The following is a 26,155-nucleotide window of genomic DNA, read 5'->3' on the forward strand; positions in this document are numbered from 1 at the left end:
TTTATGTTTATGAACAACTATATAGAAAAATTTCTATTCAGGTGCTATTATAGGAACATTGATAATATTGTGAGGAGTGTACTTAAAAATGGAAGTATATGCAGATTATGCTGCAACTACACCTGTCAAACCAGAAGTAATTGAAGAGATGATGACAATTTATAAATCACATTTTGGTAATCCATCGTCTATTCATTCTATAGGAAGAGATGCACGTCGTTATCTAGATGAATCAAGAAGAACAGTTGCTAAATTATTGAATGCTAAGCCTAGCGAAGTCATTTTTACAAGTGGCGCAACTGAATCAAATAATACAGCCATTAAAGGATTAGTATACGCAAATGAACATCTTGGAAATCACATTATTACAACTAAAATTGAGCATCATTCTGTCTTACACGTGTTTGAACAATTGGAAAAAGAAGGATATGATGTCACTTATTTAGATGTAGATGATACAGGTGCAATAGATTTGCATCAACTTAAAGAAGCATTAACGAATGACACTATTTTAGTTTCAATAATGTTTGTTAATAATGAAGTTGGAACTGTTGAACCTATGTATGATATAGAAGATATTGTTAGTGAGTCAAACGCATTATTTCATGTAGATGCAGTTCAAGCAATCGGACACTTAGATGTTAATTTTGAAGATTTTAAAATGGATACTTTAAGTTTGACAGCACATAAATTCGGCGGTCCTAAAGGTGTAGGTGTCTTATTAGTTAGAGATAAAACCCCAATAGAGTACTCTCAACTAGGAGGAGAACAAGAAACTAAACGACGTGCAGGAACAGAAAATTTAGCACAAATTGTTGGTTTAACAAAAGCACTAGAATTAGCACATAAGAATAGAGATGATAATAATTTACATTTAATGCAATTAAAAGAATTATTCTTAGTTAGTCTACAAGAACGTGCGATTCCTTTTGAGGTAAATGGTTCTATGATCGATACAACAGGACATATTCTAAATTTATATTTCCCATTCATAGACGTGGAAACTTTGCTAACACTTTTAGATCTAGCTAACATTTATGTATCTTCAGGCTCTGCATGTACAGCTGGTTCAACAACACCTTCTCATGTTTTAGCAGCAATGTATGAAGATGAAGAACGTGCTAAACACTCAGTAAGATTTAGCTTTAATGAATTAACAACAGATCAAGAAATAAAATATATCGTAGCTGAAATTCACAAAATATATCATAAATTTAAGGAGGAATAAATGTGTCTAATAAAGATATACGTGTAGTTGTAGGTATGTCTGGCGGTGTTGACAGTTCAGTCACAGCTCATGTGCTAAAAGACCAAGGGTATGATGTTATTGGAATATTCATGAAAAACTGGGATGACACTGATGAGAATGGTGTTTGTACTGCAACAGAAGACTATAATGACGTTATCGCAGTATGTAATCAAATTGGTATTCCATACTACGCCGTTAATTTCGAACAAGAATATTGGGATAAAGTCTTTACTTATTTCTTAGATGAGTATAAAAAAGGTCGTACGCCTAATCCAGATGTAATGTGTAATAAAGAAATTAAGTTTAAAGCTTTTCTAGAGCATGCACTTAAATTGGGCGCAGATTACGTAGCAACAGGACATTACGCAAGAATACGTCGTCATGATGATGGCCATGTAGAAATGTTACGAGGTGTAGATAATAATAAAGATCAAACTTATTTCTTAAATCAACTATCTCAACAACAATTGTCTAAAGTTATGTTTCCAATTGGAGATATTGATAAAAAAGAAGTTCGTAAAATAGCAGAAGAGCAAGATTTAGCAACAGCTAAAAAGAAAGACTCTACAGGCATCTGTTTTATTGGAGAGCGTAATTTCAAAACATTCTTATCACAATATTTACCAGCTCAATCTGGAGAAATGCGTACGTTGAATGGCGATAAAATGGGAATGCATAGCGGATTAATGTATTACACTATTGGTCAAAGACATGGACTTGGTATCGGCGGAGATGGTGATCCATGGTTCGTTGTAGGTAAAAACTTAGAAGACAATATTTTATACGTTGAACAGGGTTTCCATCATGATGCTCTCTATAGTGACTATTTAATAGCTTCCGATTTTTCTTTCGTAAATCCAGTTGATTTGGACAACGGATTTGAATGTACTGCTAAATTTAGATATCGTCAAAAAGATACTAAGGTTTTTGTTCAACGTGAAAGTCAAAATGCTTTACGCGTTACATTTGATGAACCAGTACGTGCTATCACACCTGGACAAGCCGTTGTATTTTATGATGAGGAAGTTTGTCTAGGTGGAGCAACTATCGATGATGTATTTAAAACAACAGGTCAGTTAAGTTATGTTGTTTAATTAAACCAACAAAAGATGGAGTTGTTAAGAGCCTGGGACATAATTCAATGCCTCAGGCTACAAATATATATTGGCAGTAATTGACTTAAAATAAATTTTGCAAAAATATTGTTTATGTCTTGCTCCAAAATACTACTACATCTTTATTTTATTAAATACTGCGTTTCTCGTAAGATAATTTTAAGATTGGGTGGAATCATGATAACGAAACAAGATACGATTTATGAGTGGATTCAAAATGGTCAACTTGAAGATGCTTTAAAAGCTTTATTTCAAAACATAGAAGAAGAACCAAATACCATTGAAAATTATATCAATGCAGGAATAGTATTAGCTGATATTAATGAAATTGAAAAGGCTGAGCGTTTCTTTCAACGAGCAATTACGATTGATGATAAAAATGGTGCAGTGTATTACAACTTAGCCAATCTTTATTACGATCAAGGTAAATACCGTGATGCTATTAAACTATATCAATTGGCATCTAAATACAATATGGATAAAATAGATACTAATTACATGATTGGTATGTCATTTAACCAATTAGATGCACCAACAGAATCTTTACCTTACTTTATGACTGCAGCAGAATTAGATAAGAATCAAGATGCAGAAGTTCAATTTCAATATGGTCTGGCACTATGTCATTTAGAAATGTTTAACCAAGCTATAAATCAACTAAAAATTGTTTTAGATATAGATTCAAAGCATGTCGATGCTTTATATAATCTTGGTTTAGCCACTTACATGGATACTGAAGATCTTGATTTAGCTATGTCTTATTTTGACAAGGCTATATCTATAGATCCAAATCACTTGCTAAGTCAACATGCTAAGAAAACGTTTGAAGCTATAAAGAATGAGGAGGAGTAATATGTCTGACCCTACACTATTTGATTATTCAATGATTAAAGGTACTGTAGATGCTATTTTATTTCAAAATAATGATAATTTCTATACAGTCATTAAAGTGGAAACAATTGAAACTAATGAATCATTTGGTAATTTACCAACAGTTGTAGGGTTCTTTCCAAATATTGTGGAAGGAGATGTATACACTTTTAAAGGACAAGTGGTAGAGCACCCACGTTATGGCAAGCAATTGAAAGCCGACACTTTTGAAAAAGAGGTCCCTCAAACTAAGGATGCTATTATTACATATTTATCAAGTGACTTATTCAAAGGTATAGGTAAAAAAACTGCTCAAAATATTGTAAATACACTTGGTGAAAATGCGATAAATGATATTATGACAGACGCATCAGTTTTAGAGAAGGTTTCAAATTTACCGAAAAAGAAACAAAAGCAAATTGCTGATCAAATTAATGCCAATCAAGAGTCCGAAAAAATTATGATTCGATTACATGATTTAGGCTTCGGACCTAAATTATCAATGGCGATTTATCAATTTTACCAATCCGAGACTTTAAATGTGCTCGAAAATAACCCTTATCAACTCGTTTATGATATTAAAGGAATTGGTTTTAATAAAGCTGATACTTTAGCTAGAAATAATGGCATCAGTTTTAATGATCCAGAACGATTGAAAGCAGGATTATTATATACGCTAGAAGAAGAATGTATAAAACAAGGTCACACCTATTTATCACTAGATTATGCCATTGAAGTGACATTAGACATGCTAATGGATGCTCATTCCAGTGATAGTATCGATTCAAAACAGCTTGAAAATATTCTCGAATTATTAAATGAGGAACAAAAAATTATTGTAAACAATGAGCGAGTCGCCATTCCTAGTCTTTATTACTCCGAACTCAAAAGTGTTCAAAATTTATATCGAATTAAAACATACAAACATAAGCTAAAAGAAATAGAACAATCTGATTTACAGATACATATAGGGGATATAGAGACTAGTAATAATGTACATTATGCACCATCTCAAAAAGAGGCCTTACAAACTGCAATTAATTCTAAAATTATGCTTTTAACCGGTGGTCCTGGTACAGGTAAAACAACAGTAATCAAAGGAATCGTTGAGCTTTATGCAGAGGTACATGGTCTTTCTCTTAGTTACTCAGACTATCAAGAAGATGACTATCCTATTGTCCTTGCAGCACCAACAGGTAGAGCATCTAAACGATTACAAGAATCTACAGGGTTGGAAGCAATGACAATTCATCGTCTAATTGGATGGAATCAAGAAACACAACCAGAAGACATTCTAGATAATGAAATTAAAGCAAAGCTCATAATTATTGACGAAATGTCGATGGTAGATACATGGTTGTTTCACCAATTTTTAAGTGCAGTTCCCCTAGATGCACAAATTATTTTAGTCGGTGATGAAGATCAATTACCTTCAGTTGGACCAGGTCAAATATTTAAGGATCTTATTGATTCGAAGGCAATACCTCGAGTTAATCTAACTGAAGTTTATCGTCAACAAGATGGTTCAAGTATCATCGATTTAGCGCATCGTATGAAACACGGTGAGCCAATAGATATTACAAAGCGTTTTCATGATAGGAGTTTTATAAGTTGTAATGTCGATCAAATTCCTAAAGTAGTTGAAAAAGTAGTTTCAAGTGCAGTTAATAAGGGTTATGATATGAGTGATATTCAAGTCTTGGCGCCTATGTATAAGGGTAACGCAGGTATTAAAAGATTAAATCAAGTATTACAAGATATTTTAAACCCTAAGGCACAAGATACACGAGAAATTGAATTTGGTGATATAAAGTTTCGTAAAGGTGATAAGGTTCTTCAGTTAGTTAATCGTCCTAATGATAATATCTTCAATGGTGACATAGGAATAATTGTTGGTATATTTTGGGCTAAAGAAAATGCTTTAAATAAAGATGTTATGGTTGTTGATTTCGAAGGTAACGAGATTACTTTCACTCGTCAAGATTTATTAGAATTAACACATGCTTATTGCACATCTATTCATAAATCACAAGGATCTGAATTTCCTATTGTAATTATGCCTATCGTCAAGCAGTATTTTAGAATGTTACAGCGACCAATACTTTATACAGGACTTACACGTGCTAAACAATCATTAGTATTACTTGGAGATTCAACCGCATTTGAAATTGGATTAAATACGCAAGGACAATTACGACATACACAATTGCAAGAGCTAATCTTGTCATATTTTGATATAGACCATAAACAAAGTGATGTAACAATTTCAAATACTGTGAGTAAAGATGAAGAGGCAATGAATACAATTCACGACGTTGATACTAAAGATGATCAAGTCATTTTAAGTGAATCTACGTTATATCAAATCAATCCAATGATTAATATGGGGGATGTTTCTCCTTATGATTTTGTTGAGCGTTGACATTTAGTTTGAAAATACTTAAAATAATCTTAAGTTCGCATGAAGATGAGTAGGCAATTATTACTTATATAGAGATGTACTGGTTGGTGAAAAGTGCAATGTATATTGTTGAACGCTACTTCATGTCATTTTTATATTTTAATTGAGTGATAAATGTTTTCTATCAAGCGATAATTTTTGCAGCTTAAAGATAGATTGTTTATAACTAGGGTGGTACCGCGAAAACGTTCGTCCCTTTTTTTGAGGATGAACGTTTTTTTGTTTTTAGTTAAAATATGTTGATATAGGAGTGTCGGAAATGAAAAATTTAAAAGCTAGTGAAATTCGTCAAAAATATATTGATTTCTTCGTCGAAAAAGGTCATATGGTTGAACCTTCAGCCCCTTTAGTGCCAATTGATGACGATTCATTATTATGGATAAATTCTGGTGTAGCAACTTTAAAGAAATATTTCGATGGTAGAGAAACACCAAGAAAGCCTAGAATAGTCAATTCTCAAAAAGCAATTAGAACAAATGATATTGAAAATGTAGGATTTACTGCACGACATCATACATTTTTCGAAATGCTTGGTAACTTTTCAATTGGTGATTATTTCAAAAAAGAAGCAATCCACTTTGCGTGGGAATTTTTAACTAGTGAAAACTGGATGGGCATGGAACCTGAAAAATTATATGTAACTATTCATCCCGAAGATTCTGAAGCTTATCGTATTTGGAATGATGAAATTGGATTAGAAGAAAGTCGAATTATTAGAATAGAAGGTAATTTCTGGGATATCGGTGAGGGTCCATCTGGTCCTAACACTGAAATTTTCTATGATCGTGGAGATGAATATGGTCAAGATGATCCATCAGAAGAGATGTATCCAGGTGGGGAAAATGAAAGATATTTAGAAGTTTGGAACTTAGTTTTTAGTGAATTTAACCATAATAAAGACAACACTTATACACCATTACCAAATAAAAATATTGATACAGGTATGGGGCTTGAACGAATGGCCTCTGTTTCTCAAAACGTAAGAACAAATTATGAAACAGACTTATTTATGCCAATCATTAATGAAGTTGAAAAAGTAGCTGACAAAAAATATTTAGTAAACAACGAACATGATATTGCCTTTAAGGTAATAGCGGACCATATTCGTACAATTGCATTTGCTATTGCTGATGGCGCTTTACCTGCAAATGAGGGAAGAGGTTACGTTTTACGTCGACTTCTACGTAGAGCAGTCAGATTTAGTCAAACTCTCGACATTAATGAACCATTTATGTATAAGTTAGTTGACATCGTTGCAGAGATAATGGAACCATATTATCCAAATGTTAAAGAAAAAGCTGATTTTATTAAGCGTGTTATTAAATCAGAAGAAGAACGTTTCCATGAGACACTTCAAGAAGGTTTAGCAATTTTGAATAATTTATTAGCAAAAGCTAAATCATCTAATAATGAAATTAACGGTTCAGATGCGTTCAAATTATACGACACTTATGGATTCCCAATTGAATTGACAGAAGAATTAGCTAGTCAAGAAAACATCTCTGTGGATATGGCAACGTTTGAAAAAGAAATGGATCAACAACGTACACGAGCTAGAGAAGCTCGACAAAGTTCACAATCAATGCAAATCCAAAGTGAAGTTCTTAAAAATATTACCACTGAAAGCAAATTTGTCGGATATGAAACTACAGATTATCAGACTACGTTAACTGATTTAATTTATAATGGAGAGAAAGTTGAATCTGCTGAACCAGGAGAAACTGTATATTTCATTTTAAAAGAAACTCCATTTTATGCAGTTAGTGGTGGGCAAGTAGCTGATAAAGGAACAGTAGGTAATGAGAACTTTGAGATTGAAGTAACTGAAGTAACTAAAGCACCTAATGGTCAAAACTTACATCAAGGTGTCATCCAATTTGGTCAAGTTACAATTAATAGTGATGTAGATGCAAGTGTTAATAGGGATGAAAGAAAAGACATCCAAAAAAATCATAGTGCCACTCATTTACTTCACGCTGCATTAAAAGAAGTATTAGGTGAACATGTAAATCAAGCAGGTTCGTTAGTTGAAAGTGAGCGTTTGCGTTTCGACTTCTCACATTTTGGTCCGATGACTCAAGACGAAATTGATCAAGTTGAAAGACGTGTAAATGAAGAAATTTGGAGAGGTATTTCAGTTAATATACAAGAGATGCCTATTAATGAAGCAAAACAAATGGGTGCTATGGCGTTATTCGGAGAAAAATACGGAGATATTGTGCGCGTTGTTAATATGGCACCGTTCTCAATTGAGCTATGTGGTGGTATACATGTTGATAATACTGCAGAAATTGGACTTTTCAAGATTATAAGTGAATCAGGTACAGGTGCAGGCGTTAGACGTATTGAAGCATTTACTGGTAAGTCAGCATTCTTACATTTAGAAGATATTCAAAATAAATTTAATTCTATTAAAGATCAAGTTAAAGTTAAATCTGATAATCAAGTATTTGATAAAATTGTCCAGCTACAAGAAGAAGAAAAGAACCTTCATAAACAATTAGAACAGCGAAATAAGGAAATCACTTCACTTAAAATGGGCAATATTGAGGATCAAATTGAAGAAATTAATGGCTTTAAAGTATTAGCTACAGAAGTTGAAGTTTCTAATGCTAAAGAAATAAGACAAACTATGGATGATTTCAAATCTAAACAACAAGATGCTATTATAATCTTAGCAAGTGATTTAGGTGAAAAGGTATCACTAATAGCAACTGTACCAAAAGAACAGACAGATAAAATTAAAGCTGGAGATATCATTAAGAATATGGCGCCATTAGTTGGTGGTAAAGGTGGCGGTCGTCCAGATATGGCTCAAGGTGGCGGTACGCAACCAGAGAATATCTCAGAAGCATTACGCTTTATTAAAGATTACATTAAAAAAATATAACTTTGTAATCAACTAGTGTAAAATTGGTGTATGTAAGATAATTCGTTTTAGAGGAGTGTCGCATCTATGGATAATATTGATAAAACAATGAAGTTTGACTATGAAGAAATTCCGAAAGATAATGTTGAAACAGTGTTAAACAACGTACACCGAACTTTAGAAGAGCGTGGTTACAATGCTGTAAATCAAATTGTAGGATATTTACTCTCAGGTGATCCTGCATATATACCTCGTCAAAATGATGCTCGAAATCAAATTCGCCACATTGATCGTGACGTTATCATGGAAGAACTCGTTTCAAATTATTTAAAAGAGAATAAGAAATAGTATATGTTAACTCACAAAATTTTGGGTTTGGATGTAGGTAGTAAAACAGTTGGCGTAGCTATAAGCGATTTAATGGGTTGGACTGCCCAAGGATTGGACACTCTAAGAATTAACGAGGAACTAGAAGATTATGGTATAGAGCAATTAGTGACCATCATTAAAGAAAATAACGTTGGTTCTGTAGTGATTGGTTTACCTAAGAATATGAATAATTCTATTGGCTTTCGTGGAGAAGCTTCGTTAAGATATAAGGAGTTACTCAAAGAAAGCTTACCTGATATAGAGATAATTATGTGGGATGAACGATTAAGTACTATGGCAGCAGAGCGTTCATTACTTGAAGCAGATGTATCTAGACAAAAAAGAAAAAAAGTAATTGATAAAATGGCAGCAGTGTTTATATTGCAAGGCTATTTAGATTCAATCCAATAAAGGAGTAATAAACAATGACTGAACATAATCATAACCACGATGTAGAATTAGATATTAGTAATGAAGAAGAGTTATTAACTTTATTCGATGAAAATGGTAACGAAGTTTTATATCGTAAAATGTTGGAATTTTACCATCCAGAATTTAAAAAAGAATATGTTATTTTAGCTGAGGAAGGTGCTCAATCTGACGATGATGACATGATTGAATTGATTCCAATGATTAATGAACCTGATGAATCAGGCGATGGTGGTAAATTAGTACCTATCGAGACTGACGAAGAATGGGACATGATTGAAGAAGTAGTTAACACAAACATGGAAGAATAGTTTTCTAGATTTAATACTTAATACTAAAACTAATTTAAATTAGCTGACTGAACTATCAATATGTGATTTAATTTATAATTCAGAACAGTAATTTTGTATAGGGAGTGGGATAATGAATTCAATTCGAGTTCTATTCTGCTCCTTTTTTGATTGATTAAATCATGTTTTTTTTACATATTACATCTTAAATTACAAACAAATATATGATAAAATATTTAAAGTTAAATTCTTATAGGTAGACAATGAGTTTTAATAAATATTTAAATCAGTCATACATTTATAAGTATAAGTTATCCTAGCACGGTTAAGTTTATTTAAATTTTTAAAGTTTAGCGGATAACTCTATATCGACTGGTTTATTTTTTAATGTCATTTTGTCTTTAAAAAGGAAGTAAATAAATGGAAGCTAACCAGCAGTATTTATTGGATAAACATCGTAAAACAGATAATAAAATTGAAACGTTAAGAGAATATGCGGAGCAAAATGCTGTACCAATTGTTGATAGATTATCCCTAGAGATGATTAAACAATTAATTCGGATACATCGTGCAAAAAACATTCTAGAAATTGGCACTGCAATAGGGTATAGTTCAATGCAATTTGCATCCGTATCAAATGATATACATATTACGACTATAGAGCGTGATGAGGAAATGATTACACAAGCTAAATCAAATTTCGAAACTTATGGCTACTCATCACAAATAAGACTTATAGAGGGAAATGCTTTAGAGCAATATAATGAAGTCAATGATAAACAATATGATATTATTTTTATTGATGCAGCAAAAGCTCAATCAAAGAAATTTTTTGAATATTACACACCACTATTAAGAAATGGTGGACTAGTCATTACAGATAATGTTCTATACCACGGTTTTGTATCGAATATAGATATCGTACGCTCCAGAAATGTTAAGCAAATGGTTCAAAAAGTTCAAAAATTTAATGATTGGCTAATTAGTCTAGAAAATTACAGTACTAACTTTATAAATATGGATGATGGGTTAGCTATATCAATTAAAGGAGAATAATTATGACGGAATTACTCGTTACTCCTAAATCATTAAGTCATTTAGAAACACTAATAGATATTGGTGCAGATGCATTTGTCATTGGTGAACAAAAATTTGGGTTAAGATTACCAGGAGAGTTTAATCGTGAGGATATTAAACAAGCAGTCAATTTAGCGCATGAGCATGATAGAAAAATATATGTTGCTGTAAATGGCATTTTCCACAATTATCATTTAAATGCATTGGAAGACTATATTAATTTCTTACATGAAGTTAGAGTAGACCGAATTATATTTGGTGACCCTGCTGTCGTCATGAATGTCAAAAATCAACATAATCCGATACCACTAAATTGGGATGCTGAAACTATAGTAACTAACTATTTCCAATGTAACTATTGGGGAAAAAGAGGTGCCAAACGAGCGCTTCTAGCGAGAGAATTAAACTTAGATGAAATAATAAATATAAAAGAGAATGCAAATGTTGAAATTGAAGTTCAAGTACATGGGATGACTTGTATGTTCCAATCTAAACGCATGTTGCTTGGGAACTATTATACTTTCCAAGATAAACAAATGAAGATTAAACGTGAAAATGATGATAAAGAGTTACTACTATATGACGAAGAACGTGATAATAAATATCCTGTATTTGAAGATTTTAATGGTACACATATAATGTCTCCAAATGATATCTGCTTAATTGAAGAACTCGAGCCACTATTTGAAGCTGGAATTGATTCATTTAAGATAGATGGAATTCTGCAAAGCGAAGAATATATAAACACTGTTACAGCTCAATACAGAGAAGCAATAGATTTATATAATGAAGATCCTGAAGCATATGAAGATGAAAAATTCATGTTAGTAGATCCAATTGAAGCAATTCAACCAGAACATCGTCCATTTGATGAAGGATTCTTATACAAACAAACAGTTTATTAAAAAGGAGGCGCTAAAAAATGAAAACATTGACTGAAATTCAAACGAAAGTTAAAAGTAAAATTAAAAAGCCCGAATTATTAGCGCCTGCTGGTAATTTAGAAAAATTAAAGATTGCAGTACATTATGGTGCAGATGCAGTATTTTTAGGTGGTCAAGAATATGGTTTGCGTTCTAATGCTGATAATTTTACTATGGCTGAAATTAAAGAAGGCGTTGAATTTGCAAATCAATATAATGCAAAAATATACGTAACTACTAATATTATCGCTCATGACGAGAATATTAAAGGTCTGGAAAATTATTTAATTGAATTAGAAAAAACGGGTGCTACCGGAATCATTGTTGCAGATCCTTTAATTATTGAAACTTGTAAGCAAGTTGCTCCTAAATTAGAAATACACTTATCGACACAACAGTCATTGTCTAATACTAAAGCGGTTCAATACTGGAAAGAAGAAGGTTTAGATCGAGTGGTATTAGCACGTGAAACTGGTGCGATGGAAATGAAAGAAATGAAAGAAAATGTAGACATTGAAATTGAAGCATTTATACATGGTGCAATGTGTATTGCATATTCAGGTCGCTGTACACTAAGTAATCATATGACAGCTAGAGATTCTAACAGAGGTGGTTGTTGTCAAAGTTGTCGTTGGGATTACGATTTATTAGAAGTAGATAATGACGGTGAACTTGATCTTTATTATCAAGATGGAGACACCGTACCATTTGCTATGAGTCCTAAGGATTTAAAATTAATTGAATCAATACCTCAAATGATGGAAATCGGTATCGACTCTTTAAAAATAGAAGGGCGCATGAAATCTATTCATTATATAGCTACAGTTGTATCAGTTTATAGAAAAGTTATTGATGCTTATGCTGAAGATCCTGAGAATTTTAAAATTAATCCTGAATGGTTAAAAGAATTAGATAAATGTGCTAATAGAGATACTGCACCAGCATTTTTTGAAGGTACACCAGGATATGAAGAGCAAATGTTTGGTGTTCAACAAAATAAAAAATCACCTTACGATTTTTGTGGATTAGTAATAGATTATGATGAAACTACTCAAATTGCTACAATACAACAAAGAAATCACTTTAAACCAGGTCAAGAAATTGAATTCTTTGGACCTGAAATACAAAGTTTTAGACAAGTTATTGATGCCATATATGATGAGGAGGGCAATAGTCTAGATGCTGCTCGTCACCCACTTCAAATTGTACAAATTAAAGTAAATCATCCAATTTATCCTAAGAACATGATGAGAAAGGAAATTAGATAATGGCAAACACAACAATTATTGGTATTGCCGGTGGTTCAGGATCTGGTAAAACAACAGTAACAAATGAAATCATGAAGAATTTAGAAGGCCATAGTGTCGCATTACTTGCTCAAGACTATTATTATAAAGATCAATCACATTTAACTTTTGAAGAGCGTCTTGAAACAAATTATGACCATCCCTTTGCATTTGACAATGATTTGCTAATAGAAAATTTAAAAGATTTACGAAATGGTCATGCAGTTGAAGTTCCAACGTACGATTACACAAATCATACACGAAGTAATGAAACCATTGCATTTGAACCTAAAGATGTTATTATCGTAGAAGGTATATTTGCTTTAGAAAATAAAACACTTCGTGATATGATGGATGTCAAAATATACGTTGATACTGATGCAGACTTAAGAATTCTAAGACGACTCGTACGTGATACTAAAGAACGCGGTCGATCTATGGAATCAGTAATTAACCAATATTTAAATGTTGTCAAACCAATGCACAATCAATTTATTGAGCCTACTAAGAAGTATGCAGATATTATCATTCCAGAAGGTGGAAGTAACAAGGTTGCAATTGATATAATGACCACTAAAATTCAAACATTGGTTAGTAAACAATAAGTAAGTTACAATATGTATCAAAAAACAATATATTTAATGACTAAACCATATTAAATGAAAAAGGAAGATGACATAATGGAAAATCAAAAACAATATCCAATGACTCAAGAGGGTTATGAACAATTAGAAAAAGAATTAGAAGAATTAAAAACGGTTAAGCGTCCTGAAGTTGTAGAAAAAATTAAAGTGGCACGTTCATTTGGTGACCTTTCTGAGAACTCTGAGTATGATGCTGCTAAAGATGAACAAGGATTCATTGAACAAGACATTCAACGTATCGAACATATGCTTAGATATGCATTAATCATTGAAGATACAGGTGATAATAATGTTGTTCAAATTGGTAAAACCGTGACTTTTATTGAGTTACCTGGAGATGAAGAAGAAAGTTACCAAATCGTTGGTTCTGCTGAAGCAGATGCATTTAACGGCAAAATCTCAAACGAATCACCTATGGCTAAAGCATTAATTGGTAAAAGTTTAAAAGATGAAGTGCGTGTGCCTCTACCAAATGGTGGAGAAATTAATGTTAAAATTGTAAATATTAAATAGATAAATTTTTTCTGAATAAAGTTTTACAAACTCTTTAAATATCTTGGTATTTATATTAATAAAATACATATTTATATCGGCTATGAAGAAATCAAGTAACAATGATTTCTTCATAGCTTTTTTAATAACCTAATAATGCTATTGTATTAGTTTTAATTAAGTGATATTAAAAAACTTAATAGCTAGAATATGATATTTTTAGATAAAATTATACCTTATGTTACAAAAATTCATATATATTTTATCAAATTAATTTGAAAATCTGAACTTTTTCATGACAAAATTAGTTTTATATGCTTAAATAACAATGTAAATACAATTGAATCATTTGCTAATTACACTATAAAGTAAGCGATTACATTTCGTCTCGCTTTTTTTATTATTCATAATTTGAAATACTTATTAAACAACTAAGATATTATAATGTTATAATTTTTTTATACATATCAGTAAAATATGATTATTTAAAATATTGAATCATTATTTTTTAAGGCGCAAATATACAATTATTAAGATTAAAGGGGAGGCAATGGATTGGAAGTTAAAGTTATAAATGAGCAATCGCTATTGCTTTATTTCAAAGAAGAAATAAGTGAAGTTAATTATCAAGAGGTTGATTTAACTACACAACATATTCTGTCCAAAAATATTCCAGATATTAGAGATGTTATCCCATCATATCGAGCTATTATGATTAATTTCAATAATGATTCAATCGATTACAAACAATTGATTGAAAAATTAGAATTAGATAAGCTCAACGTTTCAAAAGATGATACATACTCTAAAAAAAATGTTATACATATTCCTGTACTATATAACTTAGAAATGGGACCCGATTTAGAAGAGGTAGCTAGTTATAACAACTTAACTATAGAAGAAGTTGTTCAAATCCATACAACTAATGAATACCTTGTATATATGCTAGGTTTTATGCCCGGTTTCCCATTCTTAGGTGGTTTAGACGAACGTATTCATACACCTAGAAGATCTGAACCAAGAGTTAAAATTAATGCTGGTTCAGTTGGAATAGCTAACAATCAAACAGGTTTATATCCTTCTGATTCACCTGGAGGATGGCAAATTATTGGAAGAACACCTTTAAAAGTCTTTGATCAATATTCTGAACCGATGACATTGTATGAAGCTGGTGATTATATTAAATTCTACTCGATAGATGAGACGACATATAATCAAATTGAAAGTGAAATCAATGACGGAAGATTTAATAAAGAAAAGTGGGTGACTCGTAGTGGGCATTAAAATTTTGAAACCAGGTCTTTTCACTACCGTTCAAGATAAAGGCCGTTTTGGATATCAACATTTAGGTTTCTCCGGGTCTGGGGCAATGGATCAATTTAGTTATAACTTAGGACGTAAACTAATCGGAAATAGCGGTCCTAGCCTAGAATTTACTATCATTGGTCCAACATTGACTTTTACTCAAGCTAACACTTTTGTAATAACAGGTGGTCAATTTAATGCAAAATTAAATGATATTAATATTTCCAATAATAATGTCTTATTAGCGAATAAAGGAGATGTACTTGAATTTGGGCCAGCAATAAAGGGTGCACGTGGTTATATTTTCTTTGGCCATCCTCTTGATATTGAGATGGTTGCTGGTAGCTACTCTACACACACAAGAAGTAAAATAGGCGGTTTTAATGGTAGAGCTTTGAAAAAAGATGATCATATTCAAGTTGTGCAAAATAGCAACTTTAAGGTTAATCTTGGAAAAACAAGCGACTATGATGCAATAGAACAAGACAATATTATTCATATTATAGAAGGTCCTCAAGTAAATGCTTTCTCACATGAAAAAAGAAAGACCTTAGTTGAATCGGTGTATAAAATATCTGACCAATCAGACCGAATGGGATATAGACTTATAGGTGACAACATTCCACCAGATAATGGAGCTGATATCATATCAGAACCTGTAGGGTTGGGTAGTATTCAAGTACCAAATGATGGCAATCCGATAATACTTTTAAATGATAAACAAACAGTTGGTGGTTATACAAAAATTGCTACAGTTAGTCAATTAGACCTTAAAAAACTAGCACAATTTAAGCCAGGTGATGTGATACAGTTTAAATGGATATCTGTGGATGAAGCGAATGCTATGTTAAAAAACTTTAATCAACAATTTGAAGAGAAGTTAGAATCAGTGACAAAGGCTCCAATATTTAATATGCATTCAATGCGAGCAACATCAAAAAAATTAGCAAAATTAATTGAAGAGGAGAAATAATAGATGAATATAAAAAAAATAGAAGAAGTTATTAACTTAGTTAAATCAAATGGCGTTAAGCGTTTTAAATTTAAGGATAATAAAAGCGAATTAGAATTAGATTTCACTGAGGGTTATCAATCATCTAATGTGTCTTCAAACCAAAACTTAGTAAGTACAAACACTGTAAATGATGAAAGTCTGCAACAAGTTCAAACGAGTGCAAGTGAAGAAACTTCTAAAGAAATCTCTTCACCAATGGTGGGTACTTTCTTCTTACAAGATAGTAAAGAATTAACTGATCCCCAAATTAAAGTTGGAGATAAAGTTAAATCTGGAGATATCATCGGTTATGTTGAAGCAATGAAAGTTATGAATGAAATTACAAGCGATGTAGATGGAGAAGTCGTTGAAATAGTAGCAGATCATGGTACAAATGTTGAATATGATCAAGTACTAGTTAAACTTAAATAAAGGGGGACAGCTAAATGTACCGTTGTTTAGTAGCAAATAGAGGAGAAATTGCAGTCCGTATCATTAGAGCCTGTCGTGAAATGGGCATAGAGACTGTTGCGATATATGCTAAAGGAGATGAGCAAAGTTTACATGTTAGCTTAGCTGATCAAGCAGTTTGTATTGGAGAAGCCAATCCTTTAGATAGTTATTTAAATATTGAACGTATCATTGGTGCAGCTGAAATAACAGGTGCGAATGCGATCCATCCAGGGTATGGATTTTTATCAGAAAGTACAACTTTTGCTGAAAAAGTAGAAGAAAATAATATTCAATTCATTGGTCCAAGTAAGAAAACAATGGAACTAATGGGTGATAAAATAACTGCTCGACAAACTGTAGATGATGCAGGTGTTCCTGTAATTCCAGGGTCTAAAGGTGCAGTTAATTCAGTTGATGAAATAAAGGAACTAGCTGAAGAAATTGGCTATCCTGTTGTTTTAAAAGCAGCAAGTGGTGGTGGAGGTAAAGGCATCCGTATAGTAAAAGAGCCAGAACAACTTGAAAAATCCCTTAAAGAAGCGAAAAGCGAAGGTCAAAAATACTTTAACGATGACAGAGTTTATGTTGAAGCATTTATACCTGTAGCGAAACACGTGGAAGTACAAATTATTGGTGACGGTAAAGGTAATTATGTACATTTAGGCGAAAGAGATTGCTCGGTTCAACGTAAAAACCAAAAATTAATAGAGGAATGTCCTTGTGCCGCTTTAACTGAAGAGAGACGCCAACAGATATGCGCAGATGCAGTTGCAGTCGCTAAAGCATCAAATTATCGAAGTGCAGGTACAATTGAATTTTTAGTAACTAAGGATGCACACTACTTTATTGAAATGAACGCACGTATTCAAGTGGAACATACTGTTACAGAGATGCGCGCTGATAGAGATTTATTACAAGCCCAATTATACTTAATGCAACATGATAAATTACCATTCTCTCAAGATGATATTGTGTTTAATGGACATGTAATTGAAGCGCGTATCAATGCTGAAAATCCAGAAAAGAAATTTCAACCTACCCCTGGTAAAGTTAAAAAGTTACATTTACCTCAAGGTTTCAACATACGTGTCGATTCTCTGCTTTATCCTGGGTATCAAGTATCACCTTATTATGATTCGCTAGTTGCTAAAGTTATAGTAAAAGATACTAATCGAAAAACAGCTATAAACAAATTAAAAGTAGCACTTGATGAAATGGTTATAGATGGATTTACAACAACTGCAAACTTTTTATATGCAGTTTTAAGTTACCCACTTTATGCAGATGATGACGCAAGTGAAGTAGATATTAAATTCCTTGAAAAACATCAAATAATTGAAGGGGTGGAGTTATAATGCGCATAGACTTAAATTGTGACTTAGGTGAAGCGTTTGGAAATTACTCATTCGGTGGAGATAATCAAATCATTCCATTAATTACATCAGCTAATATTGCTTGTGGCTTCCATGCTGGCGATGAAAATGTCATGTATGACACAATTAAACTTGTTAAGGATAATGGTGTAGGTATTGGAGCTCATCCTGGATTACCAGATTTAAAAGGATTTGGTCGTCGCAACATGGATATTACACCAAAAGAAATCTATAATTTAGTTGTTTATCAACTTGGTGCGTTAGATGGATTTTGTAAGGTACATCAAACACGTATTAATCATGTTAAACCTCACGGTGCTCTCTACAATATGGGTGCAAAAGATAAAAACATTGCACATGCAATTGCTCAAGCTGTATATGATTTTGATTCTTCACTAATCTTAGTAGGGTTATCAAATACATTATTAATAACTGAAGCTGAATCATTAGGATTACGTACTGCATCTGAAGTGTTTGCTGACAGACGATATGAAGACAATGGTCAACTCGTTAGTCGTAAAGAGGCAGATGCAGTAATCACTAATACTGAAGAAGCCTTAGATCAAGTTTTAAAAATGGTAATTGAAAACAAAGTTGTTAGTAAAAACGGAAAAGAAATTGATTTAAAAGCTGATACGATTTGTGTGCATGGAGATGGGGCTCATGCTCTAGAATTTGTATCACAAATTAGAGAAAAATTAACGAAGGAAGGCATTGATATTCAATCCTTATAAGGGGGAGCTATTATGGGAGAAAACTTAAACCAAAATCCAAATCAAGAAATTAATCCAAATGAAAAGGAATTTAAATTCACAAAAAATCATAGACGATTACTGTACGGTTCTGTATTCCTAATGGCAACTTCAGCCATTGGACCAGCTTTTCTAACTCAAACCGCTGTGTTCACTGCAGAATTTTACGCTAGCTTCGCATTCGCAATATTAATTTCCATTATAATTGATATTGGAGCACAAATTAATATTTGGCGTGTGCTTGTAGTAACTGGACTTCGTGGACAAGAAGTATCTAATAAAGTTATGCCAGGTCTTGGTACTTTAATTTCCATACTAATTGCATTTGGTGGACTGGCATTTAATATTGGTAATATTGCCGGTGCTGGTCTAGGGTTAAATGCTATGTTTGGATTAGATATTAAATGGGGTGCTGCAATTACAGCTATCTTCTCAATATTAATCTTTGTAAGTAAAAGTGGACAAAAAATCATGGATGTTGTATCGATGATTTTAGGTGTTGTTATGATACTAGTAGTTGCATATGTTATGGTTGTTTCAAATCCACCATATGGAGATGCATTAGTTCACACATTTGCTCCTGAACATCCAGTTAAGTTAATTTTACCAATTATTACACTAGTCGGAGGAACAGTGGGTGGATATATTACATTTGCTGGTGCACACAGACTTTTAGATTCTGGTATGAAAGGGAAAGAATTCTTACCATTTGTAAACCGTTCTGCTATTGCTGGTATATTAACAACTGGTATTATGAGAACATTGTTATTCCTTGCAGTATTAGGAGTTGTGGTTACTGGAGTAACATTAAGCGCTGATAACCCACCTGCATCTGTATTTCAACATGCAATAGGACCTATTGGTAAAAATATTTTCGGTGTAGTTATTTTTGCTGCTGCTATGTCATCTGTTATAGGATCAGCATATACAAGTGCTACATTCTTGAAAACATTACATAAATCATTATTGACTAAAAATAATCTTATTGTAATTATCTTTATTGTTGTTTCAACTCTAATTTTCTTATTTATTGGTAAACCTATTAGTTTACTTATTATTGCTGGTGCAATAAATGGTTGGATTTTACCTATTATACTTGGGGCTATTTTAATTGCAAGTCGTAAAAAATCTATAGTCGGAGATTACAAACACCCTACATGGATGCTTATTTTCGGTATAGTAGCAGTGATTGTAACAATTGTAACTGGTATTTTCTCACTACAAGATTTGGCTACGCTTTGGAAAGGCTAAATTTTCAATAATTTGCACACTCGTAAAGTGCTTATATAATTCTTTAAGGCTGTTTCTATTAAATTTCAATAGAAATGGTCTTTTTTACAAGTTTATATTAATTTAGTACATTAATTTCATGACCTTAAAAGATTTTATATTAGATGAATTTATTTTTTTAATTAAAGAGTAAATAACATTGTCGTGATGAATAAAAATATATGATAAAATAGCAATTGCTAAGATAAAGACTGAGGTGTTAATATGATTGGAATTATAGGAGCTATGGAAGAAGAAGTAGCTATACTAAAAGACAAATTAACAGATATGAATGAAATTTCTGTTGCACATGTAAAGTTTTATAGAGGGAAATTAAATTCAAAAGAAGTAGTGTTAACTCAAAGTGGTATTGGCAAAGTAAATGCTGCTATTTCAACTACGTTATTAATTGAAAAATTCAATCCAAAACTAATCATCAACACTGGATCTGCCGGTGCATTAGATGAGAGTTTATCTGTTGGAGATATGTTAATTAGTAATGATGTTGTTTATCATGATGTTGATGCAACAGCATTTGGCTATAAACTGGGTCAAATACCTCAAATGCCTTTAGAATTTAAGTCGGATCAAGAATTACTTAAATCGGTAGAAACAGTAATTAATAAAAAAAATTATAATGCTAAAATTGGCCAAATTGTTAGCGGTGATAGCTTTATTGGTAGTGTTGATCAGCGACTAACAATTAAACGACAGTTTCCTGAGGCTATGGCTGTTGAAATGGAGGCAACTGCAATTGCACAAACTTGCCATCAATTTCATGTTCCTTTTATAGTTACACGTGCAGTCTCAGATCTAGCTAATGGCAAAGCAGACATATCTTTTGAAGAGTTCCTTGGTGAAGCCGCAAAATCTTCAAGTTCAATTGTTGAATCATTAATCAAAGTTTTATAAATAATAATAAAGGTGATAAATAAATGGGATTAATAAAAAAATTTTTTATGCCAAACGATTACGTTAAGTCTGTATTTCAAATCGACATTGAAAAGTTGGCTGAGGCTGGATTTAAAGGCATTATCACAGATTTAGATAATACTTTAGTGGGTTGGGATGTTAAATCTCCTACTATAGAGATACAGCAATGGTTTAAAAGAGCAAATGAGTTAGGTATCACAATTACAATTGTATCTAACAACAATGAAGATAGAGTGTCTAGTTTTTCTAAAGATCTAGATGTGGATTTTATTTTCAAAGCAAGAAAACCTGTGGGCAAAGCATTTAAAAAAGCTATTAAACATATGAATATTAAACCAGAAGAAACGATTGTCATTGGAGACCAAATGTTAACTGATGTATTTGGAGGCAATCGAAATGGTTTATATACAATTATGGTGGTTCCTGTTAAACGTACAGATGGTTTTATTACAAAGTTCAACCGTATTATTGAACGTCGCTTATTAAATTACTTTAAAAATAAAGGCTATATCACATGGGAGGAAAATTGATTGGATGACACATTAAAATGTATTGGCTGTGGCGCGCCACTTCAGTCCGAAGATAAAAGTGCACCTGGTTATGTTCCTGAACATAACCTTTTTAGAGAGGATGTTATTTGCCAACGTTGTTTTAGATTGAAAAATTACAATGAAATTCAAGATGTTGGAATGGATAGTGAAGATTTTTTAAATTTATTAAATGAACTGTCTGACCGAAAAGGCATTATTGTTAATGTAGTTGACATATTTGACTTTGAAGGAACATTTATTAATGCTTTAAAACGGATAGTTGGTAACAAGAAGATTATTTTAGCAGCTAATAAACTGGATCTTCTACCTAAACAGATTAATAAACGACGAGTAAAAGATTGGCTTAAGAAAACTGCTAGAAAATATGGCTTAGATGCTGACGATGTTATATTAATATCTGCTCAAAAAGGTTGGGGAATCGATGATCTTCTAACATCAATTGAACAAAATCGAAATAAACAAGATGTTTATATAGTCGGCACAACGAATGTAGGTAAATCTACACTTATAAATAAATTGATTGAACAAAGTGTAGGAGAGAAAGATGTAGTTACGACATCACGATTTCCTGGTACTACATTAGACTTAATTGACATACCTTTAGATGAAAAAACGTTTATGTATGATACTCCTGGTATTATTCAATCTCATCAAATGACACACTATGTTTCTGAGAAAGAGCTAAAAACAATCGTACCTAAAAATGAAATAAAACAAAGAGTTTTTCAACTTAATGAAGGACAAACGTTATTCTTTGGTGGACTGTCTAGAATTGATTATGTTTCAGGTGGAAAAAGACCGTTAGTTTGTTATTTTTCAAATGATTTGAATATTCACCGTACCAAAACAGAAAAAGCTAATGATTTATGGCGAAATCAAATTGGAAATGTTTTAACACCACCAAATAATCCTGACCACTTCGATATGAGTGATACAAAAGCTGTACGTCTTGAAACTGGTAAGGAAAAGAAAGACATAATGATATCAGGTCTAGGATTTATAACGATTGAAGCAGGTGCAAAAGTCATTGTACGCGTCCCTAAAAATGTTGATGTAATCCTAAGAAATTCAATTATGTAAGGTGGGTTATTTATGAAGTATGCAGTAATAGGTGATCCCGTTTCACATTCATTATCACCAGTCATGCATCAAGTTAATTTTAAATCATTAAATATGGAAGACACATACGAAGCGTTGCATATTCCCACACAAGATTTCCATGATATTAGACACATTATTGAAGATAACCATATTAACGGATTCAATGTTACGATTCCGCATAAGGAAAGAATTATTCCTTATCTGGATGAAATTAATGACCAAGCAAAAGCTGTTGGAGCCGTTAATACTGTGAAAATTATTAACAATAAATGGATAGGTTATAATACAGATGGTATTGGTTATGTGATGGGCTTGAAACAAGTTTATCCCGATTTAGAAAATGCTTATGTTTTAATCCTTGGTGCTGGTGGTGCTAGTAAGGGAATTGCAAATGAACTCAGTAAAATTGTACAACCAAAATTAACAATCGCTAACAGAACAATGAGTAGATTTGAGACATGGGATATGGATATTAATGCAATTTCATTAGAACAATCAGAACAATATTTAGATGAATTTGATATTATAATCAATACGACATCTGCTGGATTAAATAATAACGATGATATTGTTATTAGCTTAGATAATTTATCATCAAGTACACTCGTTAGTGATATTATTTATATTCCATATAAGACTAAATTTTTAAAAGAAGCAGAATTCAAAGGCAATACGGTTTATAATGGCCTGGATATGTTTATAAACCAAGGCGCTGAAAGTTTTAAAATTTGGACCGGCAAACAGCCTAATATACTAGAAATGAAATATGCAGTACTAAACAAATTAAAAGGAGTTTAATATGTTAACTGGAAAACAAAAAAGATATTTAAGAAGTTTAGCTCACAATATAGATCCTATTTTTCAAATTGGTAAAGCAGGCATTAATGACAATATGATTGCTCAGATTGATGATACACTTGAAAATCGCGAGTTAATTAAAATACATGTGTTACAAAATAACTTTGATGATAAAAATGAATTAGCGTCAACACTAAGTGATGCAACTAAAAGTGAAGTTGTTCAGGTGATTGGTTCGATGATTGTCATTTATAGAGAATCAGTTGATAATAAAGAAATCACATTACCATAAATGATGAATAAAAAAGCAATAGTGCTTTATGGTGGTCAATTCAACCCAATTCACACTGCACACTTGTTAGTTGCAAATGAAGTCTATCATCAACTTAAACCTGACAAATTTTATTTTTTACCAAGTTATATGGCACCTTTGAAAACGCATGATGACTATTTAGATGCTAAATATCGAATCAAAATGATTCAACTTGCAATTGAAGAATTAGGTTTTGGTGAAATATGTCAAATTGAACTTGAGAGAAAAGGTCAAAGTTACACTTATGAAACGCTAAAAGATATCGTTAATAATGAAAAAGATGCGGATATCTATTTCATTATTGGAACAGATCAGTACAAACAATTAGATAAATGGTATAAAATTGAAAAGTTAAAACAACTAATTACGTTTGTAATTGTGAACAGAGATGTTAATTATCAAGAGGTCGACGAGTCAATGATATCGGTTAATATACCGCGAATGGATATTAGTTCATCATTGATTCGAAATCGTGTAAAAAATAAACAACCAATAAATATCTTGGTTCCTCGTAGTATTCACGACTATATAAGAGAGGAAGGATTTTATGAAAATTGATAAAGCGATTGAACTTGTTAAAGATAAACTACCGGAGAAACGTTTTAAGCACTCATTGAGAGTAGCTGAAACCGCAGTAAAACTTGCAGAAATTTATGATGGTGATAAAGATAAAGCTAATTTAGCTGGTGTATTACATGATTATTGTAAGTATGATGACCTAAGCACAATGTACCAAATTGTAAGACAACACGATTTAGATAGTGAATTATTAAGTTATGGTGGAGAAATCTTACACGGACCAGTCTGTGCTGCTATCATGCAATCAGAATTTGGTATTGAAGACGAGGAAGTGCTTCTTGCAATCAAGAATCACACAACTGGTCGAAAAGAAATGACTAAAACTGAAAAACTTGTATTCATTGCTGATTATATTGAACCAGGGAGAAAAACCCCAGGAGTTGAAGAAATAAGAGATATGGCATACAATCAAGGTAGCTTAGATAAAACGATTTATGAAATTTCTAAGCGAACGGTACTTTTCTTAATCAGTAAGGATATTACAGTTTATGGCACAACGATTTCATGTTTAAACTATTATAATTATAGTGATCAAAGAATAAAGGATGATTAAATGAATTCAGAAGAATTATTAAATATTGCTGTCGATGCGACAGAAAACAAAAAAGCAGAAGATATTGTTTCTCTAAATATGAAAGGCATCAGTGATATGACTGATTATTTTGTGGTTTGTCACGGTAATAATGAACGTCAAGTTCAATCAATTGCTAGAGCAGTTAAAGAAGCTGCACATGAACAAGCTATTGATGTTAAACGTATGGAAGGGTATCAAAGTGCCAGATGGGTTTTAATTGATTTGGCAGATGTAGTTATCCATGTCTTCCATAAAGACGAACGCAATTATTATAATATTGAGAAGCTATATCAAGATGCACCAATAGAATCATATGGTCAGGTTGCTTACTAAATGACCCAATATGTTGGAATGAGTCAAGTATATGATCAACTAACACAAGACCAACCTTATGATAAGTGGTTTGAGATAGTACAACATTATTCTCAAAATTTCAATCATAAGCCTAATATTCTTGATCTTGGTTGTGGGACAGGCAGTTTAACTGCTCAACTTAATACTATTGGTTCGGTTACAGGAATGGATTTAAGTTCTGATATGCTGGCCATTGCTGCAAACAAATCTAATCAAGTATCATGGTTAGAGGGAGATATGACCGATTTTTCATTTAATAATGAATTTGATGTAATAACAATATTTTGTGATTCACTGAATTATTTACCTGATATAGAAGATGTAAATAAAACATTTATAAATGTTTTCAATCATTTATCAGAAAATGGCGTTTTTATATTTGATGTTCACACTATTTATAAGATGAGTACGTTGTTTCATAATCAATGTTATATTGATGAAAATGAGTCAACCTTTTTAGCATGGGAAGCCATTCAAGGTGATGAACCTTTTAGTGTTTATCACGAAATGAGTTTCTTTATTGAAGACAATAATGGTACTTATCAACGTTTTAATGAATCTCACTATCAAAGAACCTTTGAAAAAGAAACTTATATAAACATGTTAAATCAAATAGGTTTTAAAAACATCGAAACATTTATTGACTTTAACCGAAATAATCACGATGATCATGGTGAGCGCCTGTTCTTCGTAGCTTTTAAATAAATAAAGTAAACTCATCTCCTTGCACGT

General features: G+C 32.2%; 27 protein-coding genes and 2 pseudogenes. All 29 read left to right on the forward strand.

What is annotated here, in order from left to right; genetic code table 11:
- Positions 1–88: 88 nt before the first annotated feature.
- On the forward strand, positions 89–1,228 hold the full coding sequence (locus EQ029_RS06045; RefSeq protein WP_016930850.1) for a cysteine desulfurase family protein: 1,140 nt from the start codon (positions 89–91) through the stop codon (positions 1,226–1,228).
- Positions 1,229–1,230: 2 nt separating this feature from the next.
- The gene (gene mnmA, locus EQ029_RS06050) at positions 1,231–2,343 is read left to right on the forward strand and encodes a tRNA 2-thiouridine(34) synthase MnmA (protein WP_011275596.1); all 1,113 of its coding nucleotides are present in this window, start codon (positions 1,231–1,233) and stop codon (positions 2,341–2,343) included.
- 201 nt (positions 2,344–2,544) lie between these two features.
- On the forward strand, positions 2,545–3,216 hold the full coding sequence (locus EQ029_RS06055; protein WP_172458791.1) for a tetratricopeptide repeat protein: 672 nt from the start codon (positions 2,545–2,547) through the stop codon (positions 3,214–3,216).
- Position 3,217: 1 nt separating this feature from the next.
- On the forward strand, positions 3,218–5,656 hold the full coding sequence (gene recD2, locus EQ029_RS06060) for an SF1B family DNA helicase RecD2 (protein WP_011275598.1): 2,439 nt from the start codon (positions 3,218–3,220) through the stop codon (positions 5,654–5,656).
- 298 nt (positions 5,657–5,954) lie between these two features.
- Positions 5,955–8,585, forward strand: coding sequence for an alanine--tRNA ligase (alaS, locus tag EQ029_RS06065; RefSeq protein WP_057504822.1), 2,631 nt, complete (start codon positions 5,955–5,957; stop codon positions 8,583–8,585).
- A gap of 66 nt (positions 8,586–8,651) precedes the next feature.
- Complete coding sequence (locus EQ029_RS06070; RefSeq protein ID WP_011275600.1) at positions 8,652–8,912, forward strand: IreB family regulatory phosphoprotein; 261 nt, start codon at positions 8,652–8,654, stop codon at positions 8,910–8,912.
- A 3-nt stretch (positions 8,913–8,915) separates the two neighbouring features.
- Positions 8,916–9,344 carry a Holliday junction resolvase RuvX gene (gene ruvX / locus EQ029_RS06075; protein ID WP_011275601.1) on the forward strand — a complete coding sequence of 143 codons (429 nt, stop codon included), beginning with the start codon at positions 8,916–8,918 and terminating at the stop codon, positions 9,342–9,344.
- A 14-nt stretch (positions 9,345–9,358) separates the two neighbouring features.
- Positions 9,359–9,673: a DUF1292 domain-containing protein gene (locus EQ029_RS06080; RefSeq protein ID WP_011275602.1), complete on the forward strand. Its 315-nt coding sequence runs from the start codon at positions 9,359–9,361 to the stop codon at positions 9,671–9,673.
- 399 nt (positions 9,674–10,072) lie between these two features.
- Positions 10,073–10,708, forward strand: a complete 636-nt coding sequence (locus tag EQ029_RS06085; RefSeq protein WP_037558167.1) for an O-methyltransferase — start codon at positions 10,073–10,075, stop codon at positions 10,706–10,708.
- 2 nt (positions 10,709–10,710) lie between these two features.
- Entirely contained in the window at positions 10,711–11,634 is a 924-nt protein-coding gene (locus EQ029_RS06090; RefSeq protein ID WP_016930855.1) for a peptidase U32 family protein, read from the forward strand.
- A gap of 17 nt (positions 11,635–11,651) precedes the next feature.
- Positions 11,652–12,920: a peptidase U32 family protein gene (locus EQ029_RS06095; protein ID WP_011275605.1), complete on the forward strand. Its 1,269-nt coding sequence runs from the start codon at positions 11,652–11,654 to the stop codon at positions 12,918–12,920.
- Positions 12,920–13,543, forward strand: a complete 624-nt coding sequence (gene udk, locus EQ029_RS06100; RefSeq protein ID WP_011275606.1) for a uridine kinase — start codon at positions 12,920–12,922, stop codon at positions 13,541–13,543. Before EQ029_RS06095 ends, udk begins: the two co-directional genes overlap by 1 nt.
- 75 nt (positions 13,544–13,618) lie before the next feature.
- On the forward strand, positions 13,619–14,095 hold the full coding sequence (gene greA, locus EQ029_RS06105) for a transcription elongation factor GreA (RefSeq protein WP_011275607.1): 477 nt from the start codon (positions 13,619–13,621) through the stop codon (positions 14,093–14,095).
- A gap of 534 nt (positions 14,096–14,629) precedes the next feature.
- Positions 14,630–15,358, forward strand: a complete 729-nt coding sequence (pxpB, locus tag EQ029_RS06110; protein WP_033080144.1) for a 5-oxoprolinase subunit PxpB — start codon at positions 14,630–14,632, stop codon at positions 15,356–15,358.
- Complete coding sequence (locus tag EQ029_RS06115; protein WP_011275609.1) at positions 15,348–16,352, forward strand: 5-oxoprolinase subunit C family protein; 1,005 nt, start codon at positions 15,348–15,350, stop codon at positions 16,350–16,352. Before pxpB ends, EQ029_RS06115 begins: the two co-directional genes overlap by 11 nt.
- 3 nt (positions 16,353–16,355) lie before the next feature.
- Positions 16,356–16,466: pseudogene (locus EQ029_RS12925) on the forward strand (acetyl-CoA carboxylase biotin carboxyl carrier protein subunit); the annotation flags it as partial.
- 108 nt (positions 16,467–16,574) lie between these two features.
- A pseudogene (locus tag EQ029_RS12930) lies at positions 16,575–16,805 on the forward strand (acetyl-CoA carboxylase biotin carboxyl carrier protein); the annotation flags it as partial.
- 14 nt (positions 16,806–16,819) lie between these two features.
- Entirely contained in the window at positions 16,820–18,181 is a 1,362-nt protein-coding gene (locus tag EQ029_RS06125) for an acetyl-CoA carboxylase biotin carboxylase subunit (protein WP_011275611.1), read from the forward strand.
- Positions 18,181–18,933: a 5-oxoprolinase subunit PxpA gene (gene pxpA, locus EQ029_RS06130; RefSeq protein ID WP_011275612.1), complete on the forward strand. Its 753-nt coding sequence runs from the start codon at positions 18,181–18,183 to the stop codon at positions 18,931–18,933. Before EQ029_RS06125 ends, pxpA begins: the two co-directional genes overlap by 1 nt.
- A gap of 12 nt (positions 18,934–18,945) precedes the next feature.
- On the forward strand, positions 18,946–20,202 hold the full coding sequence (locus EQ029_RS06135) for an NRAMP family divalent metal transporter (protein ID WP_011275613.1): 1,257 nt from the start codon (positions 18,946–18,948) through the stop codon (positions 20,200–20,202).
- Positions 20,203–20,445: 243 nt separating this feature from the next.
- Complete coding sequence (locus EQ029_RS06140; protein WP_016930856.1) at positions 20,446–21,132, forward strand: 5'-methylthioadenosine/adenosylhomocysteine nucleosidase; 687 nt, start codon at positions 20,446–20,448, stop codon at positions 21,130–21,132.
- Positions 21,133–21,155: 23 nt separating this feature from the next.
- Entirely contained in the window at positions 21,156–21,683 is a 528-nt protein-coding gene (locus EQ029_RS06145) for a YqeG family HAD IIIA-type phosphatase (protein WP_011275615.1), read from the forward strand.
- A complete protein-coding gene (gene yqeH, locus EQ029_RS06150) occupies positions 21,684–22,784 on the forward strand; it encodes a ribosome biogenesis GTPase YqeH (RefSeq protein ID WP_037558169.1) in 1,101 nt (366 codons plus the stop codon).
- 12 nt (positions 22,785–22,796) lie between these two features.
- Positions 22,797–23,603, forward strand: a complete 807-nt coding sequence (aroE, locus tag EQ029_RS06155; protein ID WP_011275617.1) for a shikimate dehydrogenase — start codon at positions 22,797–22,799, stop codon at positions 23,601–23,603.
- A 1-nt stretch (position 23,604) separates the two neighbouring features.
- Positions 23,605–23,895, forward strand: coding sequence for a ribosome assembly RNA-binding protein YhbY (yhbY, locus tag EQ029_RS06160; RefSeq protein WP_037558171.1), 291 nt, complete (start codon positions 23,605–23,607; stop codon positions 23,893–23,895).
- A complete protein-coding gene (locus EQ029_RS06165) occupies positions 23,896–24,474 on the forward strand; it encodes a nicotinate-nucleotide adenylyltransferase (RefSeq protein WP_011275619.1) in 579 nt (192 codons plus the stop codon). It begins immediately after the preceding gene.
- A complete protein-coding gene (gene yqeK / locus EQ029_RS06170; protein WP_011275620.1) occupies positions 24,464–25,048 on the forward strand; it encodes a bis(5'-nucleosyl)-tetraphosphatase (symmetrical) YqeK in 585 nt (194 codons plus the stop codon). The genes EQ029_RS06165 and yqeK overlap by 11 nt, the downstream gene beginning before the upstream one ends.
- On the forward strand, positions 25,049–25,402 hold the full coding sequence (gene rsfS, locus EQ029_RS06175) for a ribosome silencing factor (protein WP_033080146.1): 354 nt from the start codon (positions 25,049–25,051) through the stop codon (positions 25,400–25,402).
- On the forward strand, positions 25,403–26,128 hold the full coding sequence (locus EQ029_RS06180) for a class I SAM-dependent DNA methyltransferase (RefSeq protein ID WP_016930859.1): 726 nt from the start codon (positions 25,403–25,405) through the stop codon (positions 26,126–26,128). It abuts the gene before it with no gap.
- Positions 26,129–26,155 lie beyond the last annotated feature (27 nt).

This window comes from Staphylococcus haemolyticus (genome assembly GCF_006094395.1).
GTDB classification, from domain to species: domain Bacteria; phylum Bacillota; class Bacilli; order Staphylococcales; family Staphylococcaceae; genus Staphylococcus; species Staphylococcus haemolyticus.